Annotated in this window: 16 protein-coding genes; 13 read left to right on the top strand and 3 right to left on the bottom strand. The window is 40.9% G+C overall.

Translation table 11 applies throughout. The annotated features are described in order from the left end of the window. Positions 1-8: 8 nt before the first annotated feature. The 8 genes from IQ230_RS00220 (at position 9) to IQ230_RS00185 (ending at position 9,039) form a co-directional block, all read left to right on the top strand. Positions 9-1,694: a glycosyltransferase gene (locus IQ230_RS00220; protein ID WP_193929695.1), complete on the top strand. Its 1,686-nt coding sequence runs from the start codon at positions 9-11 to the stop codon at positions 1,692-1,694. Then, complete coding sequence (locus IQ230_RS00215) at positions 1,691-2,728, top strand: polysaccharide deacetylase family protein (protein WP_193929693.1); 1,038 nt, start codon at positions 1,691-1,693, stop codon at positions 2,726-2,728. The genes IQ230_RS00220 and IQ230_RS00215 overlap by 4 nt, the downstream gene beginning before the upstream one ends. Positions 2,729-2,776: 48 nt before the next feature. Next, the gene (locus IQ230_RS00210) at positions 2,777-3,793 is read left to right on the top strand and encodes a glycosyltransferase family 2 protein (RefSeq protein ID WP_193929692.1); all 1,017 of its coding nucleotides are present in this window, start codon (positions 2,777-2,779) and stop codon (positions 3,791-3,793) included. Between the two features lie 80 nt (positions 3,794-3,873). Then, complete coding sequence (locus tag IQ230_RS00205) at positions 3,874-4,803, top strand: NAD-dependent epimerase/dehydratase family protein (RefSeq protein ID WP_193929691.1); 930 nt, start codon at positions 3,874-3,876, stop codon at positions 4,801-4,803. 41 nt (positions 4,804-4,844) lie between these two features. After that, the gene (locus IQ230_RS00200; RefSeq protein WP_193929690.1) at positions 4,845-6,128 is read left to right on the top strand and encodes a glycosyltransferase family 2 protein; all 1,284 of its coding nucleotides are present in this window, start codon (positions 4,845-4,847) and stop codon (positions 6,126-6,128) included. A gap of 665 nt (positions 6,129-6,793) precedes the next feature. Then, on the top strand, positions 6,794-7,546 hold the full coding sequence (locus tag IQ230_RS00195) for a sugar transferase (protein WP_193929689.1): 753 nt from the start codon (positions 6,794-6,796) through the stop codon (positions 7,544-7,546). Between the two features lie 108 nt (positions 7,547-7,654). Next, positions 7,655-7,939 carry a hypothetical protein gene (locus IQ230_RS00190; RefSeq protein ID WP_193929688.1) on the top strand — a complete coding sequence of 95 codons (285 nt, stop codon included), beginning with the start codon at positions 7,655-7,657 and terminating at the stop codon, positions 7,937-7,939. Between the two features lie 119 nt (positions 7,940-8,058). Then, positions 8,059-9,039: a UDP-glucuronic acid decarboxylase family protein gene (locus IQ230_RS00185; RefSeq protein WP_193929686.1), complete on the top strand. Its 981-nt coding sequence runs from the start codon at positions 8,059-8,061 to the stop codon at positions 9,037-9,039. A 30-nt stretch (positions 9,040-9,069) separates the two neighbouring features. Here the strand turns inward: IQ230_RS00185 and IQ230_RS00180 are convergent, their stop codons facing one another. Next, positions 9,070-10,491 (bottom strand): NB-ARC domain-containing protein, encoded by a 1,422-nt coding sequence (locus tag IQ230_RS00180; protein ID WP_193929684.1) that lies wholly within the window; start codon positions 10,489-10,491, stop codon positions 9,070-9,072. A gap of 1,490 nt (positions 10,492-11,981) precedes the next feature. On the opposite strand from IQ230_RS00180, the gene IQ230_RS00175 reads away from it, so the two are divergent. Continuing rightward, the gene (locus IQ230_RS00175; protein ID WP_322742242.1) at positions 11,982-13,313 is read left to right on the top strand and encodes a Mur ligase family protein; all 1,332 of its coding nucleotides are present in this window, start codon (positions 11,982-11,984) and stop codon (positions 13,311-13,313) included. An 83-nt stretch (positions 13,314-13,396) separates the two neighbouring features. Beyond that, positions 13,397-14,209, top strand: coding sequence for a type 1 glutamine amidotransferase (locus tag IQ230_RS00170; protein WP_193929680.1), 813 nt, complete (start codon positions 13,397-13,399; stop codon positions 14,207-14,209). A gap of 263 nt (positions 14,210-14,472) precedes the next feature. On the opposite strand, the gene IQ230_RS00165 is transcribed toward IQ230_RS00170, so the two are convergent. Together IQ230_RS00165 and IQ230_RS00160 are read right to left on the bottom strand one after the other, a co-directional pair. Next, positions 14,473-15,864, bottom strand: a complete 1,392-nt coding sequence (locus IQ230_RS00165) for an MBL fold metallo-hydrolase (RefSeq protein WP_193929678.1) — start codon at positions 15,862-15,864, stop codon at positions 14,473-14,475. An 18-nt stretch (positions 15,865-15,882) separates the two neighbouring features. After that, positions 15,883-16,338 (bottom strand): beta-lactamase hydrolase domain-containing protein, encoded by a 456-nt coding sequence (locus IQ230_RS00160; RefSeq protein ID WP_193929676.1) that lies wholly within the window; start codon positions 16,336-16,338, stop codon positions 15,883-15,885. A gap of 211 nt (positions 16,339-16,549) precedes the next feature. Here IQ230_RS00160 and IQ230_RS00155 point away from each other — a divergent pair, with 211 nt between their 5' ends. The 3 genes from IQ230_RS00155 to IQ230_RS00145 all read left to right on the top strand — a co-directional run bounded on the left by IQ230_RS00155 (position 16,550) and on the right by IQ230_RS00145 (position 18,100). After that, complete coding sequence (locus IQ230_RS00155; protein WP_228054449.1) at positions 16,550-16,768, top strand: hypothetical protein; 219 nt, start codon at positions 16,550-16,552, stop codon at positions 16,766-16,768. 93 nt (positions 16,769-16,861) lie between these two features. Further along, complete coding sequence (locus tag IQ230_RS00150; protein ID WP_228054448.1) at positions 16,862-17,248, top strand: ArsR/SmtB family transcription factor; 387 nt, start codon at positions 16,862-16,864, stop codon at positions 17,246-17,248. Positions 17,249-17,401: 153 nt separating this feature from the next. Beyond that, entirely contained in the window at positions 17,402-18,100 is a 699-nt protein-coding gene (locus tag IQ230_RS00145) for an MBL fold metallo-hydrolase (protein ID WP_193929674.1), read from the top strand. Positions 18,101-18,123 lie beyond the last annotated feature (23 nt).

The raw sequence follows: 18,123 nt of genomic DNA, 5'->3' as shown, positions 1-18,123 counted from the left end.
GAAATCAAATGAACAGCAAGCCTTTAGTCTCTGCGATCGTGATTTTCTTAAACGCTGAGAAGTTCATTCAAGAAGCCATAGAGAGCGTATTCGCTCAGACCTATGACCACTGGGAACTGTTACTAGTAGATGATGGCTCAACTGACGGTAGTACTGCCATTGCCCAGCACTATGCAACACAACACCCAAAGGAAGTGCGCTATTTAGAGCACGATGATCATCAAAATCGTGGCATGAGTGCGACGCGTAACTTGGGTATCCGCAATGCCAGAGGTAAATATATTGCCTTCTTGGATGCTGATGACCTGTGGTTGCCTCACAAATTGGAACGGCAAGTAGCAATCCTAGACTCACAGCCTGAGGCTGCTATGGTTTATGGTTCTACTCAATATTGGTACAGCTGGACAGAGAAACCTGAGGATATTCGACGCGACTTTGTGCCAGATCTGGGTGTCCAACCCGACACTTTATTTAAACCACCAACACTGCTAACTGCCTGCTATCCCTTAGGAAAAGCTAGTGCCCCTTGCCCCTCGGATCTTTTACTACGCCGTGAGGTGGTGGAACGGATAGGGGGGTTTGAAGAAGACTTTCGGGGTATATACCAGATGTACGAAGATCAAGCCTTTTTGACGAAGGTGTACCTCAAAGAATCTGTATTTGTGGCAAATGAGTGTTGGGACAGGTATCGACTGCACCCTGATTCTTGCAGTTCTATAGTGACGAAGGCAGGACAATACCATTCTGTCCGGCTAGTTTTTTTGAATTGGCTAGCAAAGTATTTGTCCGCGCAAGGAGTTAAGGATAACGAGATCTGGCAGATGCTACGAAAAGCACTGTGGTCCCATCAACATCCGCGCTTGTACCGGCTATTGGAACTTGCTCAGCATCTTAGAAAGCATATGAAAGAAGTTGTTGAAACTGATCAGGCGGCACAAATGAAAGGACTCTTGAAGTCAATAGGGCGGCGAACATTGCCGATCTATATCCGCCGTTGGTTACGGGCTCAACAGCAGAGCCACAAATATTATCCCCCAGTAAGGTTAGTACGCTTTGGTAACTTGCGAAGGATAACACCAATCAGTCGAGAGTTTGGTTTTGACCGAGGTCTTCCGGTTGACCGCTACTACATTGAGAACTTTCTTGCCAGCCATGCCAATGATATTCAAGGGCGTGTACTAGAGATCGGAGATAACTTTTATACTCGCAAGTTTGGTGGCGATCGCGTTACTAAAAGTGATGTACTACACGTGGCAGAAACCAACACAGACGCTACCATCTTCGGCGATCTCACCTGTGCTGACCATATTCCCTCAAATACCTTCGACTGCTGTATCCTAACGCAAACGCTCCACCTCATTTACGATGTGCCAGCAGCACTCAAGACGCTTTACCGCATTCTGAAGCCAGGTGGAGTTGCGCTAGTAACATTTCCAGGTATCAGCCAAATCAGCAACGACGAGTGGGGTGATTCTTGGTATTGGAGTTTCACCAGCCTGTCAGCACAGCGGTTGTTCGAGGAGGTTTTTCCAATAGCAGTCAACGTTGAAACTTATGGAAATGTGCTGGCGGCGACTGCGTTTCTGCAAGGGCTAGCAACAGAGGAACTGCACCAGGAAGAACTAGATTACCGCGATCGCAATTATCAGGTCATCATCACAGTCAGAGCGCTAAAACCTGAGGTGGCGTCGTGAGGATACGCGGACTCAGTAAATTGCGGCGGATTGCTAGACGACTTAAAAACAGATTCGAGCCAGAGGGACTCATCCTGCTTTATCACCGCGTGGCTGAAGTGGACTCGGACCCTTGGTCGCTGTGTGTAACTCCACAGCACTTTGCCGAACACCTTGAAGTTTTGCAAAAATATGGTTGCCCGATGCCGCTGCAGCAATTAACTCAGAATCTTCAGGATGGAAAGCTTGCACACCGCTCAGTAAGCATTACCTTTGACGATGGTTATGCTGATAATCTCCACAATGCCAAACCGCTGCTAGAGCGCTACGACATCCCTGCAACAGTTTTCTTGACTAGTGGCTATATGGGGAACGAGCGTGAATTTTGGTGGGACGAACTAGAACGGCTACTTTTGCAACCTGGGACATTACCGGAAATGCTTTGTCTGAACATTAACGGCAATACCTACCAATGGAAGTTAGGCGAAGCAGCTAATTATACCGAGGAGGCATATCAGCGCCATTGTTACTGGCAGTTTGAACACAAAGATACTCCCAGTCAGCGCCATGATCTCTATCGCTCAGTGTATCAACTGCTGTGCTTTTTACGCGCAGGCGATCGCCAAAAAGTACTAGACGATCTCCTTGTATGGTCTGGTACCGAGCCAGAGAACCGCCCAACTCACCGCTGTCTTTCATTAGCGGAAGCGATCGCTTTAGAACAAGGGGAACTGATCGAAGTCGGCTCTCATACGGTGACACACCCGTTTCTCTCTACACTTCCGTTGGCTTTACAACAAGATGAAATTCTGCAAAGCAAAGCCCAGCTAGAAGAAAACCTAGGTCATGCAGTGAGTAGCTTTGCATATCCTCATGGCAACTATACGGCAGAGACAGCTACCCTTGTTCGCCAAGCCGGATTTACCTGTGCCTGCTCCACAGATGCTGAGACTGTCTGGTCACACACCAACTGCTTCCAGCTTCCTCGTATTGTAATTGAGGACTGGGATGGGGAAGAGTTTGCCCGTCGATTGAAGGAGTCGTTTTATGACTGAATGGCTTATATGTGTAGCTGAACACAACTTTAGTAGGAAGGAAAGGCAATGAGTAGCAAGCCACTGGTTTCTGGTATCATCATCTTCTTGAACGCTGAGAAGTTCATCCAAGAAGCCATAGAGAGCGTGTTTGCTCAGACCTACAATCGCTGGGAATTGTTGCTTGTAGACGACGGTTCAACTGACGCTAGCACTGCCATTGCCCAACGCTATGCAACACAATATCCTGAGAAAGTGCGTTATCTAGAACACGACGGTCATCAAAATCGCGGCATGAGTGCTTCGCGCAACCTGGGTATTAGCAACGCCAAAGGCGAGTATATTGCCTTTTTGGATGCAGATGACATTTGGTTGCCGCCTAAATTAGAGCGACAAGTGGCAATTTTAAACTCACAGCCTGAAGCTGCAATGGTTTATGGGTCTACTCAAATGTGGTATAGCTGGACAGGGAAACCTAAAGATGTTCGACGCGATCGCGGACGAAAACTTGGTGTTCAGCCTGATACTTTGGTGCAGCCACCGCAACTGCTTGCTCTGTTCTTACAAGGAGAAGACGCTGAAACACCTGCTACTTGTGGCGTCCTAATCCGAAGGAAGACAATAGAAGACATAGGAGGATTTGTCGAGACTTTTCGAGGCATGCATGAGGATCAAGCCTTCTTTGCCAAGCTGTGTCTCAAAGTACCTGTATTTGTCGAAAGTGGCTGTTGGGACAGGTATCGACAGCATCCAGACTCCAGTTGCTATGTAGCAGTAAAAACAGGGGAATTTCATTTTTCCCAGATGAATTCTGCTCAACTGACTTTCTTGAATTGGTTAGAGAAGTATTTGTCTGAACAAGGAGTTAAAGACACCAAAGTTTGGGAATCTCTACAACAGGCGCTATGGCCTTATCGGCAGCCAATTTTATACCGCTTGTATCAGATGAAGATCTTTTATCTTTTGTACTGGGTGAAAACGCTATTAAAGCTGATAGCGCCTGCTCCTGTTCATCTCTGGCTAAAGGCTAATACTAAGAGGGCTAATAGCAAAGTTGTGAATATTGTCCGTCAATCGAGCTGGTGAGCGTCAGATGGCATAGGATGAGAAGATTTTGAAAAACGACAGTTATTTACACTCAAGCCGCTCATTCAAACTTTAAAGTTATGCATTTTATCGTCACCGGAGGAGCAGGTTTTATTGGCTCTTATGTTACGGAACAGCTTTTATTAGAAGGTCACACTGTAACAGTAGTCGATAACCTGGCTACAGGTAACTTACAAAACCTACCTAAACATCCCTGTTTAAAATTCCTGCAAAAAGATATATTTATGTGTCAGCCGGAAGATTTTGCTGAGAGCATTGATGGAATTGCTCATTTAGCAGCTATTCCATCTGTAACAGAATCTTGGCTAAGACCACTAGAGGCTCATCATCATAATCTTTCTACAATGGTTGCAGTGATTCGACTGTGTCAAGATCTAAATATCCCCAGGTTAGTCTTTGCTAGCTCTGCAGCTGTATATGGAAAACAAAGTTATTTGCCTATTTCAGAGCATCAAGACACTTGTCCTATTTCTCCTTATGGTTTACAAAAATTAGCTTGTGAGCAATATGCGAGTTTGTTCGCCCAGGAACTAGGTTTTTCATTTGTGGCATTACGAATGTTTAATGTATTTGGTCTGGGACAATTACCTAGTCAATACTCTGGTGTAATCTCGGTTTTTGTTTCAGCAATGCAGCAAGGTCTACCGATCGCAATTTATGGAGATGGAACTCAGACACGAGACTTCATCTACGTCAAAGATGTAGCGATCGCCTTTGCCAAAGCCTTAACTATTCCACTTGCCCCAGGTTCCTACGTAACTTGTAATTTAGGCACAGGAAAAGCAACTTCTCTTATTCAACTTGTTGATATTCTCAAAGCTTGTTTTCCTCAATGGAAAGCAGAAGCTAGATTTTCATTTTCCCGTTCTGGAGATATTCAGCATTCGCAAGCAGATATATCAAAAGCAAAGTTACTTCTAGGTTTTAGTCCTCAGTGGTCGGTGCAGTCTAGCGTAAACCTTTTCCTTAATTCATTGTGTTCTATTTAGAAGTAGCTAATAGACTGAGCGAAATTAGAGGTAAGTTAATTGTGAATACATTTGCTCCCTGGAAGATTCTGCACCTTGAGCTGAGTGAAGGCATTCCTGCACTACTTGCATCAGACTATCAGGGGCTATATATAGTGTTTTGGTGGCATGGCATCCCCCTTGGTCATCTGGAAATTCAAGCCACTCAGTTACCGATGCCCGCTACGCAATTGACAAACCTGGTACTGCAAACTATTACCCCAGCAGTCGGCGATCGCCTTTTTGAGCAAGGTTTTAAAGTACACTTGCCTGAACTGTTTAATAAAAATTCAATTCCGCCAAACTTTGATGCACTTGTGGAATTACAGCAGCCTCTGGCTCAGCTTTGTGAATGTTTGTTACTGCCTACAAGTCAATCTGTTTGTGTGGTCATCTGTACGCGGGATCGACCAGAACAATTAGCACGATGTCTGCATTCGTTACAAAATTTGTCCCAGTACCCACAGGAAATCCTAGTTGTAGACAATGCCCCGAGTTCAGATACTACACGTCAGCTCGTTGCCCAGATGCCCCATATCCGATATGTGCTAGAACCCAACCCTGGTTTAGACATAGCACGTAATACAGGTATTCGTCACACGACAAGCGATATTATTGCTTTTACTGATGATGACGTGACAGTTCATCCTGACTGGCTTGCTCAACTGCAGCAAAGCTTTGATGACCCCAAGGTGATGGCTGTTACCGGAATGGTTCTACCAGCAGAACTAGAAACAGAAGCACAATTCATCTTTGAAAAATACTGGAGCTTTCATCGAGGGTACCGTGCCCTGACTTTTGATACCCACTTTTTTGAGCAGCACAAGCATTGGGGTGTTCCTGTTTGGCGTATAGGAGCTGGTGCCAATATGGCGTTCCGACGTACGGCTTTTGAACTAGTGGGGAATTTTGACGAACGTTTAGACGCAGGAGCTGCTGGGTGTAATGGAGATTCTGAATTATGGTACCGAGTGCTTGCCGAAGGCTGGGCGTGTCGCTATGAGCCAACAGCTGTCGTTTACCACTATCATCGCAAAGATATAGATGACTTGAAACAGCAGATATACTCTTATTTGCGAGGAGATGCGGCAGCGCGGTTGATTCAGTTTTCTAAGTATCGGCACTGGGGTAATCTGCGTCACTTGTTTTTCACTCTACCGAAGTACTATGTAAAGCTGTTTTTACGTGGGCTATTAAAAGGTTTTGAATCCAGACACAGCACACTATTAGTAGAGGTTTTAGGTTGTTTGTCTGGAGTGAATTTTTACTTGCATACGGTTAAGCCTTCGTTCTCTAAAAAGCAATAGCATCTAACTTACTCGGCTCGATTAATGTTATGAGTACGAGGGATAAAGTAGAGACTGCTCGCAAAACTCGTGTTCAACAAAAATAATAAGAAGTTATACAACTGATATCTTAAATCAAACATTTTCTTGAACATAATCGTAGACATTTCCTCTAGATAATTAATAATGATACTCTAAATATTCGTTTGATGAGTTTAAGTCGAAGACTCGTTATTATTGTAAATAAACTAAAAGATAACTTTTGTTTATGAGAATTAGTATATTTACATAAATTTACTAATTCAGGATGTATTCAAATCAAATAAAGGATTATCAATATAAATGCGATCGCACTATTTTTATAGCAATAATCAATATACTTAGGACATTATAGAAACTTAGAACTATTGAGCCAACTAGCTTTTAATTCCGATCTCTGACTCCTGAACTCTGCTACATAAGGAAATAAACAGGGCAAACTTAGTGTAATTTATAGATATTTTTAAGTGAAACTCATTACTTTTAGAGAATTAAATATAAATATGCCAATAGTAAAGCTATTATTACAGATTCAACGCATGAGGATAGCTCAATAATCTATCATTTTTGTACATTTTAGCAAGCAATAATAATTAAATACCTGGTTTATGACTTTGTAGAAACATGTGATACTCTAAGGTAGAAGAATGATAAAGATAGTTCCATTGATATCACGTATTTCAAATCCAAAGATTGGGAATATTAGTCAAGAAAAACATACGCAAACTGAAACGCAAGAATCAATAAATCTTCCTTTAAAGGAACACAAGAATTGTGTAGTAAGGTCAGTTATACATCCCTCTACTATTAGTCGTACTAAACGTTTAATTGATATCTTCGGGGCTATATTTGGATTACTAATTACTGCCTTGGTCACGATTCCAGTGGGAATTGCAATGCAATTAGATAACCCTGGTCCTATCTTCTACAGCCAGATGCGCTGTGGGTTAAATGGTCGTCTTTTCCGCATTTGGAAATTTCGCTCTATGGTGGTTGGGGCTGAGAAACTACAACATTTAGTCAAAAATGAAGCTCAAGGACAAATTTTTAAGAATTCAAACGATCCCCGTGTTACTCGTGTAGGTAGCTTTCTGCGCCGCACTAGTCTGGACGAATTGCCGCAGTTTTGGAACGTTTTACTGGGGCAAATGAGCTTAGTTGGTACTCGACCACCAACAAAGGATGAAGTCAAGCATTACGCACCTCACCACTGGCAAAGGCTGTGGGTTAAACCAGGAATAACAGGTGAATGGCAGGTAAATGGACGTTCTAGTATCAAAGATTTTGAAGCGATCGTGCTAATGGATTTGGATTACCAACGTAAATGGTCTGTTACTTACGACTTGTATCTACTCTTCAAAACGCTATATATTGTTTTAACTAAACGTGGTGCTTACTAAGTAGTAGTTAGTTATTCTCCCCATAGTTAACTAGAAAAATAGGTATTAAAAGGCTTTTGCCTGGAGTATTTACGTTAAATTGATAACTAATTTATACAATTTCTCCAAATGAACATTCAAGTAAAATTAGAAACCATGCAAATTCAAATTGAACATACTAATAGTAATAGTAGCTGTTGTGAAAATTATCAGCTTTGCTACTTATGTCAGCAGCATTTCGAGAGAAAAGAAGCAAGTGTAATTCTTTGTGACGATCAGGGAAATAACTGTGGTGAAGCTTGTACGCATTGTATTGCTAAGGGTTATAGTTGGATGCACAATCAGTTTCAACAGCTAAACTACCAAATTAATCTATCTGTGAATAGAGAATCTAATGAACTTATTAAAGTTTAAACAAATATTGATCGGAATTTTTAATTTTGTAGAACACAAAAAGATAAGCAAAGATGCCAATCTTCATAAATTGAATTTGACCAACAAAGCATAAAAAATAGCTCACGAGCAAGGTAGAGATGAGAATATTAGTTACGGGCGGTGCGGGCTTAATTGGCTCTCATTTAATAGATCGATTGATGACACAGGGGCATGAAGTCATTTGTTTAGATAATTTTTATACGGGACATAAACGTAACATTCTTAAGTGGATGGAGTATCCAAATTTTGAACTGCTACGACACGATGTCACTGAACCTTTACGATTAGAAGTTGAGCAAATCTATCATCTCGCTTGTCCTACAGCACGGGTGCATTACCAATTTAATTCAGTCAAAACAGTTAAAACTAATGTGATCGGGACGTTAAATATGCTAGGGCTTGCCAAGCGGGTGAAAGCTAGATTTCTTTTAGCCTCTACTGGCGAGGTTTATGGCGATCCACAAATTCATCCTCAAAGTGAGGACTATAGAGGAAACGTCGATCCGATCGGAATTCGCTCCTGCTATGACGAAGGTAAGCGAGTTGCTGAAACTCTTGCTTTCGACTACTATCGGCAAAATGATGTAAAAATTCGTGTCGCCCGCATCTTTAATACTTATGGTCCGCGTATGTTAGAAAATGATGGTAGAGCCATAAGTAACTTAATCGTTCAGGCTCTTCGAAATCAGCCTTTGGTAGTATATGGTGACGGTTATCAAACTCGAAGTTTTTGCTATGTTTCTGATCTAGTAGAAGGATTGATGCGGCTGATGAATAGTGAATACATTGGTCCAGTCAACTTGGGTAGCCCAAATAAGTGTACTATTCTAGAGCTAGCTCAAAATGTGCAAAAGCTAGTCAATCCTAACGTCAAGATTGAGTTTGCACCACCACTGTTAGACGATCCGCGCCATCGCTGTCCAGACATTACACGCGCCAAAGCCTGGCTTAATTGGGAACCGGCAATTTCTCTACAACAAGGTTTAAAGCTGACAATGGAAAATTTCTGTTCTCGCTTGGACATTGAGCAAACTCAGCAATCTACAACACAAACAGCGGAACTAGAGAAGCAATTTTAATAGTAATGCGATTAATACACTTCTGTTTAGTTAACCTTGGTTTTTTGTAAGTATTGGAAATTGACTCAATTCTGAAGAGATTGTTGCAAATTTGAGAATACTAGATTCGCTTTTATAGTGAGTTACTTCTTTAATGTACTCTAAAACCATATTGGGCTGAGTAAAACGCAATGAGTTGTTTTCTATGAACGATCGCATTTGTAGAGATTGCAAAGCTTCTAACACTACTCTTGTAGATAATCCAGGCAAGTTGTTTTCATCTAGTTTCAGTAAAGAGGTGTTTTCTTGATAACTTGTTAACCACAGCATCACTTGCTTTTCACGGTTCGATAGACGATTAAATTGCTGTTCTAACAGATCCCATATCTCTCCAAAAACAATTCGACCTTGAGACAAAAACTTAGATATATCTTGTTTATATAGAGATTGAATTGATACAGCTACAATTTTTAAAGCAAGTGGATTACCTGAATAGCGAGTCACTAAACCTTGTGCTTCTTCATTAGTGAATACTAGACCTTTCGTTCTTAAAATTTCATAGGCTGGTTCTGATGACAAACCACTTAATTGCAGCGATCGCACAGGTAACTGATCGCCTTCTTTGACTGTTAAACCGATGGGCATCTCTCTTGTCGTCAACAACAAGCAGCTTTGATGACTTTCGTCGGCCACTTGCCGTAGTAATTGACCATATCCTTCGTAAGTACCGCGATAACGCCCAGCTTTTCCACCACTTTGTAAAACAGATTCGTAGTTATCTAAGATCAACAAACAACGATGCTGTCTTAAATACTTCATTAAACATGAGATTAAGTCGTCTGTTGTCTGCGGCAATTCTCCTATTTGTCGTTGTGATAAAAATAAAATAATTTCTGTTAATAATTCTCTAATTGGTTGAGCATTACGCACGTTGCGCCAGATGAAATACTCAAACTTATATTGCATCTGTTCTGCATAGAATGCAGCTAATAACGTTTTCCCAATTCCTGGCATTCCATAAAGCGAGATTACGCGACAGCGATCGCTAATCATCCACTGTTCCAAATGAGATAATTCAGTCGTACGACCAAAAAATGTAGAAACATCAATTTTCTCTTGCCAATCTTGCCTTTGGCTTACTGTACTTAATTGTACAGAGGGTAAATTACAAGCACTTGTTGGAGATGTCTGAGTTTCATTCTTGGGAGATAATGCAGTTATTTGATATTGTTTAATAGCTCGTTGAAAATTAGTTTTTGTAATTTTTTGACCAAAAGCTCTTGAAAGTGATTGCCACAGTTTATGACCAACATCCCTAATATAGCCTAGTTGATATCCAGATTTTCTAGCAATTTCTTGATAAGAACATCCTTCCCAACATTGACGAAAGACAATTTCTTGTACTTTACTTAAACCACCCTGTTGAGTGACGCTTTCCACTATTTCTATTGCTTCTTCTACTGATATTTTCATTTTTATTCAAAAGTATTTAACTAATTTCTCAGGTCATTTTTAGTGTTTTTTTCTAAAGTTTACAAAACTTAATGCTGAGCTTAACTTATTGATGAAAAAACAAATTACTTTATTTTTAGGTAGCGGTCATTATGTATGTAAAATCTAAAATAAGCTATAAGTATATTCCGTTTCTCAGAATCTGAAAAAAGGACTAAATGTTAATTCAATTAGCTTTATCCATTGACTCAATTGATTCTACAGAACCTCCTTACAATAAATTTTTTAGGCAATTTGGTATTTCTTGACTCAAGCGAACTCATAAATCTTATTAATTGAATCCTAAGCTAGTAACTCACAGTCTTTTTATTTAACTACAAATAGTGACATAAAAATAAAAATATCTTATATTTCTCCTATCTATATAAGAATCTCTTATTTCTAAGATAAAAATAACTTGTCTAATAGCCGTTGACAATTTATGTAACATTTACCTCTATTATATAGACTGTCAAAAAACTTAAGCTTACTTAATTAAATTCATACTTTTAAATTCTATCTTTAATGAGCTTTATATCTTGTCTTTACCATGTATGTGAGTAGGTTGTCAAATATGTTACTCTAAAGATTACATAATAGCATTTGAAGAATGCTGTATTACAAAATACCAAAGTAGGATAACTGTAAACATTCAAATATTTATAACTTTTAATAACTACTGAATCAGCAACATATACTGAAATACTAATATTTTGTACAAAATTGTATTTGATTAATATAGTCAATAAGCATCAGAGCCATAGACACTGTGATGAGTTGCTTATCCTTGTCTGTAAGCCTTACTACTCCAAAAATAGAGTATTTTAGACAACCAAAGCTTTAGGCAAAAACAAGATATAATTCCTGATTAAACAATCACTAGATTAGTTAAAGATATCTAAGTTGAACGTGCTGTAAGTAGTACTTAAGACATACAAAGCAAGCTTGAGCTTATGGCAGATTTGTTAACTTGCTAGTTAAGCGCAGCACATTAACCAAATGAAGTAGCCTTCTTTTGTTTAGCTCTTATAGTGACTTCTAGTTAGCCAGTCGAATGACTTTAAGCAGTCTGTACTGATTGAGTTTTAATCAAGATGAACGAATACAAATTTTATCATTGAGGTACGAATTTTTAGTAACTTTTTTCTGATGTTTATCTAATTTTGGCTGAAAAGAAGAATATTAGCTTTTATTATACATGTTTGCGATCGCCCGCAAATATGCTCAGCTGTTTTTTAGTCAAGTCAAGCTTCAGTATCAACATACCTATATCATGAGTGGGCTATTAGCGGTATTCCATGCCAAAACAGAATTGCGCACAACGTTAGTTGAAACGAAAGCATTAGATTCAAATCAGTCGGTTAAAGATTTCTAGCGTGTCAGTTATACGATGCATAAAGATAGTGCAAAAATATAAGCGCAAGTGAAGATTGGCTGCAGCTTATATACATGTAGTAGGGGAAATGGCAAAAATTCAGATTAAAGATAGACTACAACTAGGTTTAGCAGTATTAACCGCAAAAACAGTGACGTTTGCAGTGCGATCGCTTAAACTCGGCGCAGCCAGTGTCTTACCAGGTGAAATTGCACGCCGCTTACAGCCCCAATTACTACAGCTACTCAGCCGCCAAGTCAAACACGGTGTGATTCTCATTGCAGGGACAAACGGCAAAACAACAACATCTTTGCTGTTACGCACTATGCTAGAACGTCAAGGCAAGCGGATTGCACACAATGCAACTGGTGCAAACCTAGAGAATGGCTTAATGACAACACTACTTGCTAACACTGACTTGGTAGGCAAACTCGATGTCGATTACGCAATTTTAGAAGTCGATGAAAATGTTGTTCCTAAAGTTGTCGCCGCAATTGAACCAAGGATCATTCTGTGTTTAAACTTATTTCGCGACCAACTCGATCGCTATGGCGAAGTAGACAGTATTAGCCAACGCTGGGGAAAAGCGATCGCAACTTTACCACCCGATACCGTAGTTATTCCTAATGCCGACGATCCCACCCTTTCTTACATGGGTCAACAATTACCTCAAAAAGTCTTATTTTTTGGTTTAAACGAACCTGAACACTACCTAGAAGAAATTCCCCACGCAGTAGACTCTATCTACTGTCCTAGTTGCGGACATTCGCTTGATTACCAAGGTGTTTATCTATCTCATTTAGGAGATTTTTGCTGTCCTAGTTGCGGTTTCCATAAAGCACCAGTAGCAATCAACAGTCAAGAATACCCTCAGATTTTAATTGGATTGTACAACAAGTACAACACTTTAGCTGCAGTTTTAGCTGCGCAACAACTTGGTGTTGATGAAGCAACAATCCGCGACACAATTAGTAATTTTCAGGCAGCATTCGGACGTGCAGAAGAGTTACACATCAATGGCAAACACGTACGTATTCTCTTATCCAAAAATCCTGTGGGAATGAACGAGACAATCCGCGCAGTTAATCAAGTAAGGCAACAATCTTCACAACTTGCACCAGTCTTGTTTGTATTAAACGATCGCATTCCTGATGGTACTGATGTCTCTTGGATCTGGGATGTCGATACTGAAAAACTGGTCGATCAAGGTGGAACATTCATTGTCAGTGGCGATCGCGTTTATGATATGGCACTACGGTTACGCTACTCTCAGCAAGAAGATTTGCAACTTATTGTTAAGGAAAACTTGCGCGATGCGATCGCCACTGCTTTAGAACACACACCAGCCGATCAAACACTCCACATTCTTCCCACTTACTCAGCAATGTTAGAAGTGCGCGAAGTTCTCACAGGACGGAAGATTCTTTAAATCTTGGTAATTGCTAACTGGTAATTGTCAAACTGATGACCGCGTTCCCCATTACCCATTACCATCCCACAGTCTTGACTTTTATGAAAGTAACAAAAATCGAACTAACAATCGGCTGGTTATATCCTACCTTGATGAGTACTTACGGCGATCGCGGAAATGTAATTTGTCTGCGAAAACGCTGTGAGTGGCGCGGGTATACAGTAAAAGTATTACCTCTCGATCAAAACGCGACAGCAGTAGACTTTCAAAGCGTAGATATGATTGTCGGTGGTGGTGCGCAAGATCGACAACAAGAAATTGTGATGCGCGATTTACGCGGTACTAAAGCTGAAACCTTGCGAGAAAAAATTGATAACGGGACTCCTGGTGTATTTACTTGCGGTGCGCCACAATTACTCGGACACTACTACGAACCTGCATTAGGACAACGAATTGAAGGATTAGGTTTACTAGATTTTGTCTCAATTCATCCAGGAACAAACGCCCGCCGTTGTATTGGCAATCTTGTTGTTGAAGTGAGTGCAAAACGATTGGCACAAGAACTTGCAGCAATGATTGGTTCTCCTGCATACTTGATTGGGTTTGAAAATCATGGCGGACGCACCAAGTTAGGAAAAGTCGAAGCTTTGGGAAAAGTTGTTCAAGGGTTGGGCAACAATGGTGAAGATGGTACAGAAGGGGCATTTTACCAAAATGCGATCGCTACTTATTCGCATGGTCCTTTGCTACCCAAAAATCCGTTTGTTGCCGATTGGCTCATTCAAACTGCACTTAGACAAAAGTATCAATCACCAATATCACTTTCACCTCTCAATGATGCTTTGGCACAACAAGCACGAGATGCTATGTTTCAACGCTTACGTGTAAAAACACCAGTGATCGCCCAAAACTAAATAAAACTTTCAGTAACAAAATATTTCGTTTCTGGGAAAGCAGAAAGCCAGAGGAGTTAAATTTGAAGAGTATTCTCCTTACTACGCCAGTGTTTTTCGTTTTCTGTACTTAGGATGACAATATGAAAAGTGTCACTCTTGTTCATATTTCTCCTATAGGAAATCTTAGACTTAGTTGTGTGAGGAGTGAACTGGATTGAAAAGGCTCTTGGGATCGAAACTCGGAAAGTTCCCAAGAGCTTACTCTTTGTTATAGTTTTGTCCTAAGTCGTCTCTACAGGTAATCCTGCTGCTTTCCAAGCAATCCAAGAGCCAGGAATGTTAGTCACGTTTTCAAATCCATGCTTTTTGAGCAGACTAGCAGCGATCGCAGCGCGAAAACCGCTACCACAGTACGTAACTATATGCTTAGACCTGTCTAGCTCGTGCAAATGTTCCTCAAGATGCGCTACAAACATATGTTTTGCTCCTGGAACCGCACCTTTTTGATATTCATCATCACCGCGCACGTCTAGCACAAGGACATCAGGATCTTCTTTGTGTTGATGCAACTCTTGTACCGTCCATTCACCAACACGATCTAAAGGTAAACCGGCATTTTGCCAGGATGTCATGCCATCATGCAGATATCCACCTAAATGATCGTATCCTAGACGGAATAGTTGTTCTGTTGCTAGTTTGACATCGCGTTCGCTTTCAACAACCAACAACACTGTTTGCTCAGGATCGATCATCCAACCTACCCAGTTAGGAAACTCTGGACGCAGTGCGATATTAATTGCACCAGGAATATGTCCGCCCCCAAATGCTAGAATTGAACGCGTATCAATCGCTACTGTGTTCGGTTGTTGCATTGCCTGTTGAAACTCTCGGGGTGTTAGCGGTTGCAACGTAGGTACGCATCCTATCACTTTGGCACCCTTAGCATTGACCTTCTTCAGACGAGCATAGTGACGTGGTGGTTCTGGCATATCCTGCATCAACCACTCAACAAATTCTGTCTTGCTACGTTCTTGTAATGCCGGATTATAAATACGCTCGTTGCCAATTGTACTATGGCGGCGATCGCCAATTGACTTACCACAAGCTGAACCTGCACCATGACAAGGATACACTTCGATGCGATCGCCCAAAGGCACGAGTTTATCCAACAAAGAGTTGTACAATTGTTGAGCTAGTTGCTTTTCTGTTCCAGCACCAAGTAGATCAGGACGCCCCACATCAAGATTGAATAATGTGTCTCCTGTAAACACAGCAAACGGTTCTTTACCTTGCTTTGAGTCGTAGATGAGTAAGGAAATATGCTCTGGTGTATGTCCTGGTGTGTGTAAAACTTTTAAAGTGACACTTCCTAATTTAATTTCATCACCTTCTTGCAACTGATGCAATTCAAACTGATAATCAGCAGTTTTTCCACCGTGAATTGTTGCTTGTGTACGTGCTTGTAATTCACCTGCCCCTGAAACAAAATCAGCATGAATGTGTGTTTCTACAATATCAGCGATCCTGACTCCAATTTCTCGCGCTTTCTGTAGATAAATATCAACATCCCGCCGTGGATCGATGACTGCTGCGACTCCAGCTTTATCATCACCGATAATATACGATAAATGCGCTAGACCTTCTACGTTAATTTGTTCTAGTATTAATGCCATTGTCCGTTCTCCTGCTTCCTATTCTGAGCGTTGGAAGTATGTCGTTACGTACTCTTCAAAAAACTTTTTCATCGCTGGATTAGCGTTGCAGTCAAACCCCATTTGTTGACCTCGCTGCATTGCCTCCTTTGCACTCATTCCTTCGCGAGTGGCAACGTACATTAATGCCATTGCACCAGAACGCAAACCACTTTTACAATGAGCTAGTACAGGTTTTGGTGATTGCTCAATTTGCTGTAGCACGCGATCGGCTAATTCTTGATTCAAATTGTCAGGTTTGACGGGAATGTTGACATACTGTAGTCCCGCGGCTTCTGCATACTGCTGTTCTTCTGACAACACTCCCTCTTCATTAGGCGATCGCAAATTCAATACGGTACGATATCCTACTTGTGCTGCTTGCTGCAAATCTTCTGATGTTAATTGATTTGTTGCTACTGCAATTTCATCATTAATTTTTTTGACGTTTTGCATTTTTATTTATTCCACTAACTCATTAATTTACTATATTACTAATTGTTTATATAAAAATATCTGGCTATGGGTGGATGATTTCAGATCTTCTGGTCAAGATGGACAATAAAATGCCTGTTTCACAGTAATTTAATACTTGTGTTAGGAGCTTGATATGTCAGATTGTGGTTGTCAGATAAAAGCAGATGCGGCACAGCGTTAAGCACTCCGCTTGCTGCTTGCCATCAATGGCATGATGTTTGTCGTTGAATTGATTGCGGGGCTGAACGATGTTGTTGCCAACTTTGGTGTTATTTTGGCAGGATTCCTGGTCAGTTTGTCAAATTTGCCGCTTCCAGACTTAATCATCGGTAGCATAATTGCAATCATTGTCTTGTATGGAAGCATTAATGTTATTCGTGATGCTCGCTTAGAGCAAGCAAAACGCTAAAGTTTAGGGGCAATGAAATTTATGACTAAATAGCTATATAATAAAAAATGAAAGCTAATTCATGTTATGTTCACAATATATTAGTCAATGTATATGACACTGCACTCTAATAACGGCTCTCTAACAGCATCTGAAATGACACAGTTATCGCCAGCGGCATTAGGGCTGATTGCCGAATTTTTCAAGGTTCTGTCAGAAGTCAGTCGTTTACAAATTGTCTGTTCGCTCAAATCAGGAGCTAAGAATGTGAGCGAAATTATTGAGGCTACCGAACTCGGACAGGCAAACGTCTCAAAGCACTTAAGAATTCTTACACAGGCGGGTATTGTCTCCCGCGAACAGCGCGGTGTGTGCGTCTACTACGAAATTGCAAATCCGATTCTATTTGAGCTGTGCGAGATGGTTTGTGACTCTCTATCTATTCAAATAACCCAGCAAAGCGAACAGCTAGAGCAACTAGGAAAGTTACGTCGCGCTTGATGATGAAATCATAAGACTTTCTAGGTAAATACTTAGCGATTAGCTCACAGTATTGCAATTTCTTAATTGTTATTCTACTATATAGTTATATTAACAATTTATTAATTAACTAATTAATAGTTTATTCATGTGAAAAATTAGGAGCAAGTGTATATGCTATTTCGTCAACTATTCGATCAAAACACCGGAACATATACTTATCTCATTGCAGATGCCAAAACAAAAGACGCAGTACTTGTCGATCCAGTCGTGGAACAAGTCGAACGCGATCGCAAACTTATTAACGAGTTAGGTTTAACACTCCGCTACTGCTTAGAAACACACATCCATGCCGATCACATCACTGGTACAGCAAAACTACGCGAACTCACAGGATGTCACGGAGTTGTACCAGAAAAAGCCAATGCAGCTTGTGCTAACCGCTTCATTCGAGATGGCGAAACATTGCAAATTGGCGATGTACAAATTAAAGCGATCGCAACTCCTGGACATACCGATAGCCACATAGCATACCTTGTCAACAACACGCATTTATTAACAGGTGATGCTTTATTTATTCGTGGCTGTGGACGTACCGATTTTCAGAGTGGTGATGCAGGAACATTATACGACTCTGTCACTCAGCGCCTGTTTACACTTCCAGACGACACTTTAGTCTATCCTGGGCACGATTATCGAGGACACACAGTATCCACAATCAGGGAAGAAAAGCAGTGGAATCCGCGCTTTGTAGGACGTACGCGCGATAACTTTATCGAATTCATGGACAATCTCAACTTGCCCAATCCCCAAAAAATAATGGAAGCAGTTCCAGCAAACGAACGTTGTGGCAACGTTGCTGTTGCTGTGTAGCAATTTACTCAATACCACACACT

The organism is Gloeocapsopsis crepidinum LEGE 06123 (assembly GCF_015207655.1).
Lineage (GTDB): Bacteria > Cyanobacteriota > Cyanobacteriia > Cyanobacteriales > Chroococcidiopsidaceae > Gloeocapsopsis > Gloeocapsopsis crepidinum.
The sequence above is the reverse complement of the archived record's forward strand: the minus strand, read 5'-3'. Positions and strand labels throughout refer to the sequence as shown.

Coding starts and splice junctions, on each gene's coding strand:
- IQ230_RS00150 (WP_228054448.1), top strand. CDS start 16,862: ATGACACTGCACTCTAATAACGGCTCTCTAACAGCATCTGAAATGACA.
- IQ230_RS00195 (WP_193929689.1), top strand. CDS start 6,794: ATGATAAAGATAGTTCCATTGATATCACGTATTTCAAATCCAAAGATT.
- IQ230_RS00170 (WP_193929680.1), top strand. CDS start 13,397: ATGAAAGTAACAAAAATCGAACTAACAATCGGCTGGTTATATCCTACC.
- IQ230_RS00165 (WP_193929678.1), bottom strand. CDS start 15,864: ATGGCATTAATACTAGAACAAATTAACGTAGAAGGTCTAGCGCATTTA.
- IQ230_RS00160 (WP_193929676.1), bottom strand. CDS start 16,338: ATGCAAAACGTCAAAAAAATTAATGATGAAATTGCAGTAGCAACAAAT.
- IQ230_RS00185 (WP_193929686.1), top strand. CDS start 8,059: ATGAGAATATTAGTTACGGGCGGTGCGGGCTTAATTGGCTCTCATTTA.
- IQ230_RS00205 (WP_193929691.1), top strand. CDS start 3,874: ATGCATTTTATCGTCACCGGAGGAGCAGGTTTTATTGGCTCTTATGTT.
- IQ230_RS00220 (WP_193929695.1), top strand. CDS start 9: ATGAACAGCAAGCCTTTAGTCTCTGCGATCGTGATTTTCTTAAACGCT.
- IQ230_RS00180 (WP_193929684.1), bottom strand. CDS start 10,491: ATGAAAATATCAGTAGAAGAAGCAATAGAAATAGTGGAAAGCGTCACT.
- IQ230_RS00210 (WP_193929692.1), top strand. CDS start 2,777: ATGAGTAGCAAGCCACTGGTTTCTGGTATCATCATCTTCTTGAACGCT.
- IQ230_RS00190 (WP_193929688.1), top strand. CDS start 7,655: ATGAACATTCAAGTAAAATTAGAAACCATGCAAATTCAAATTGAACAT.
- IQ230_RS00145 (WP_193929674.1), top strand. CDS start 17,402: ATGCTATTTCGTCAACTATTCGATCAAAACACCGGAACATATACTTAT.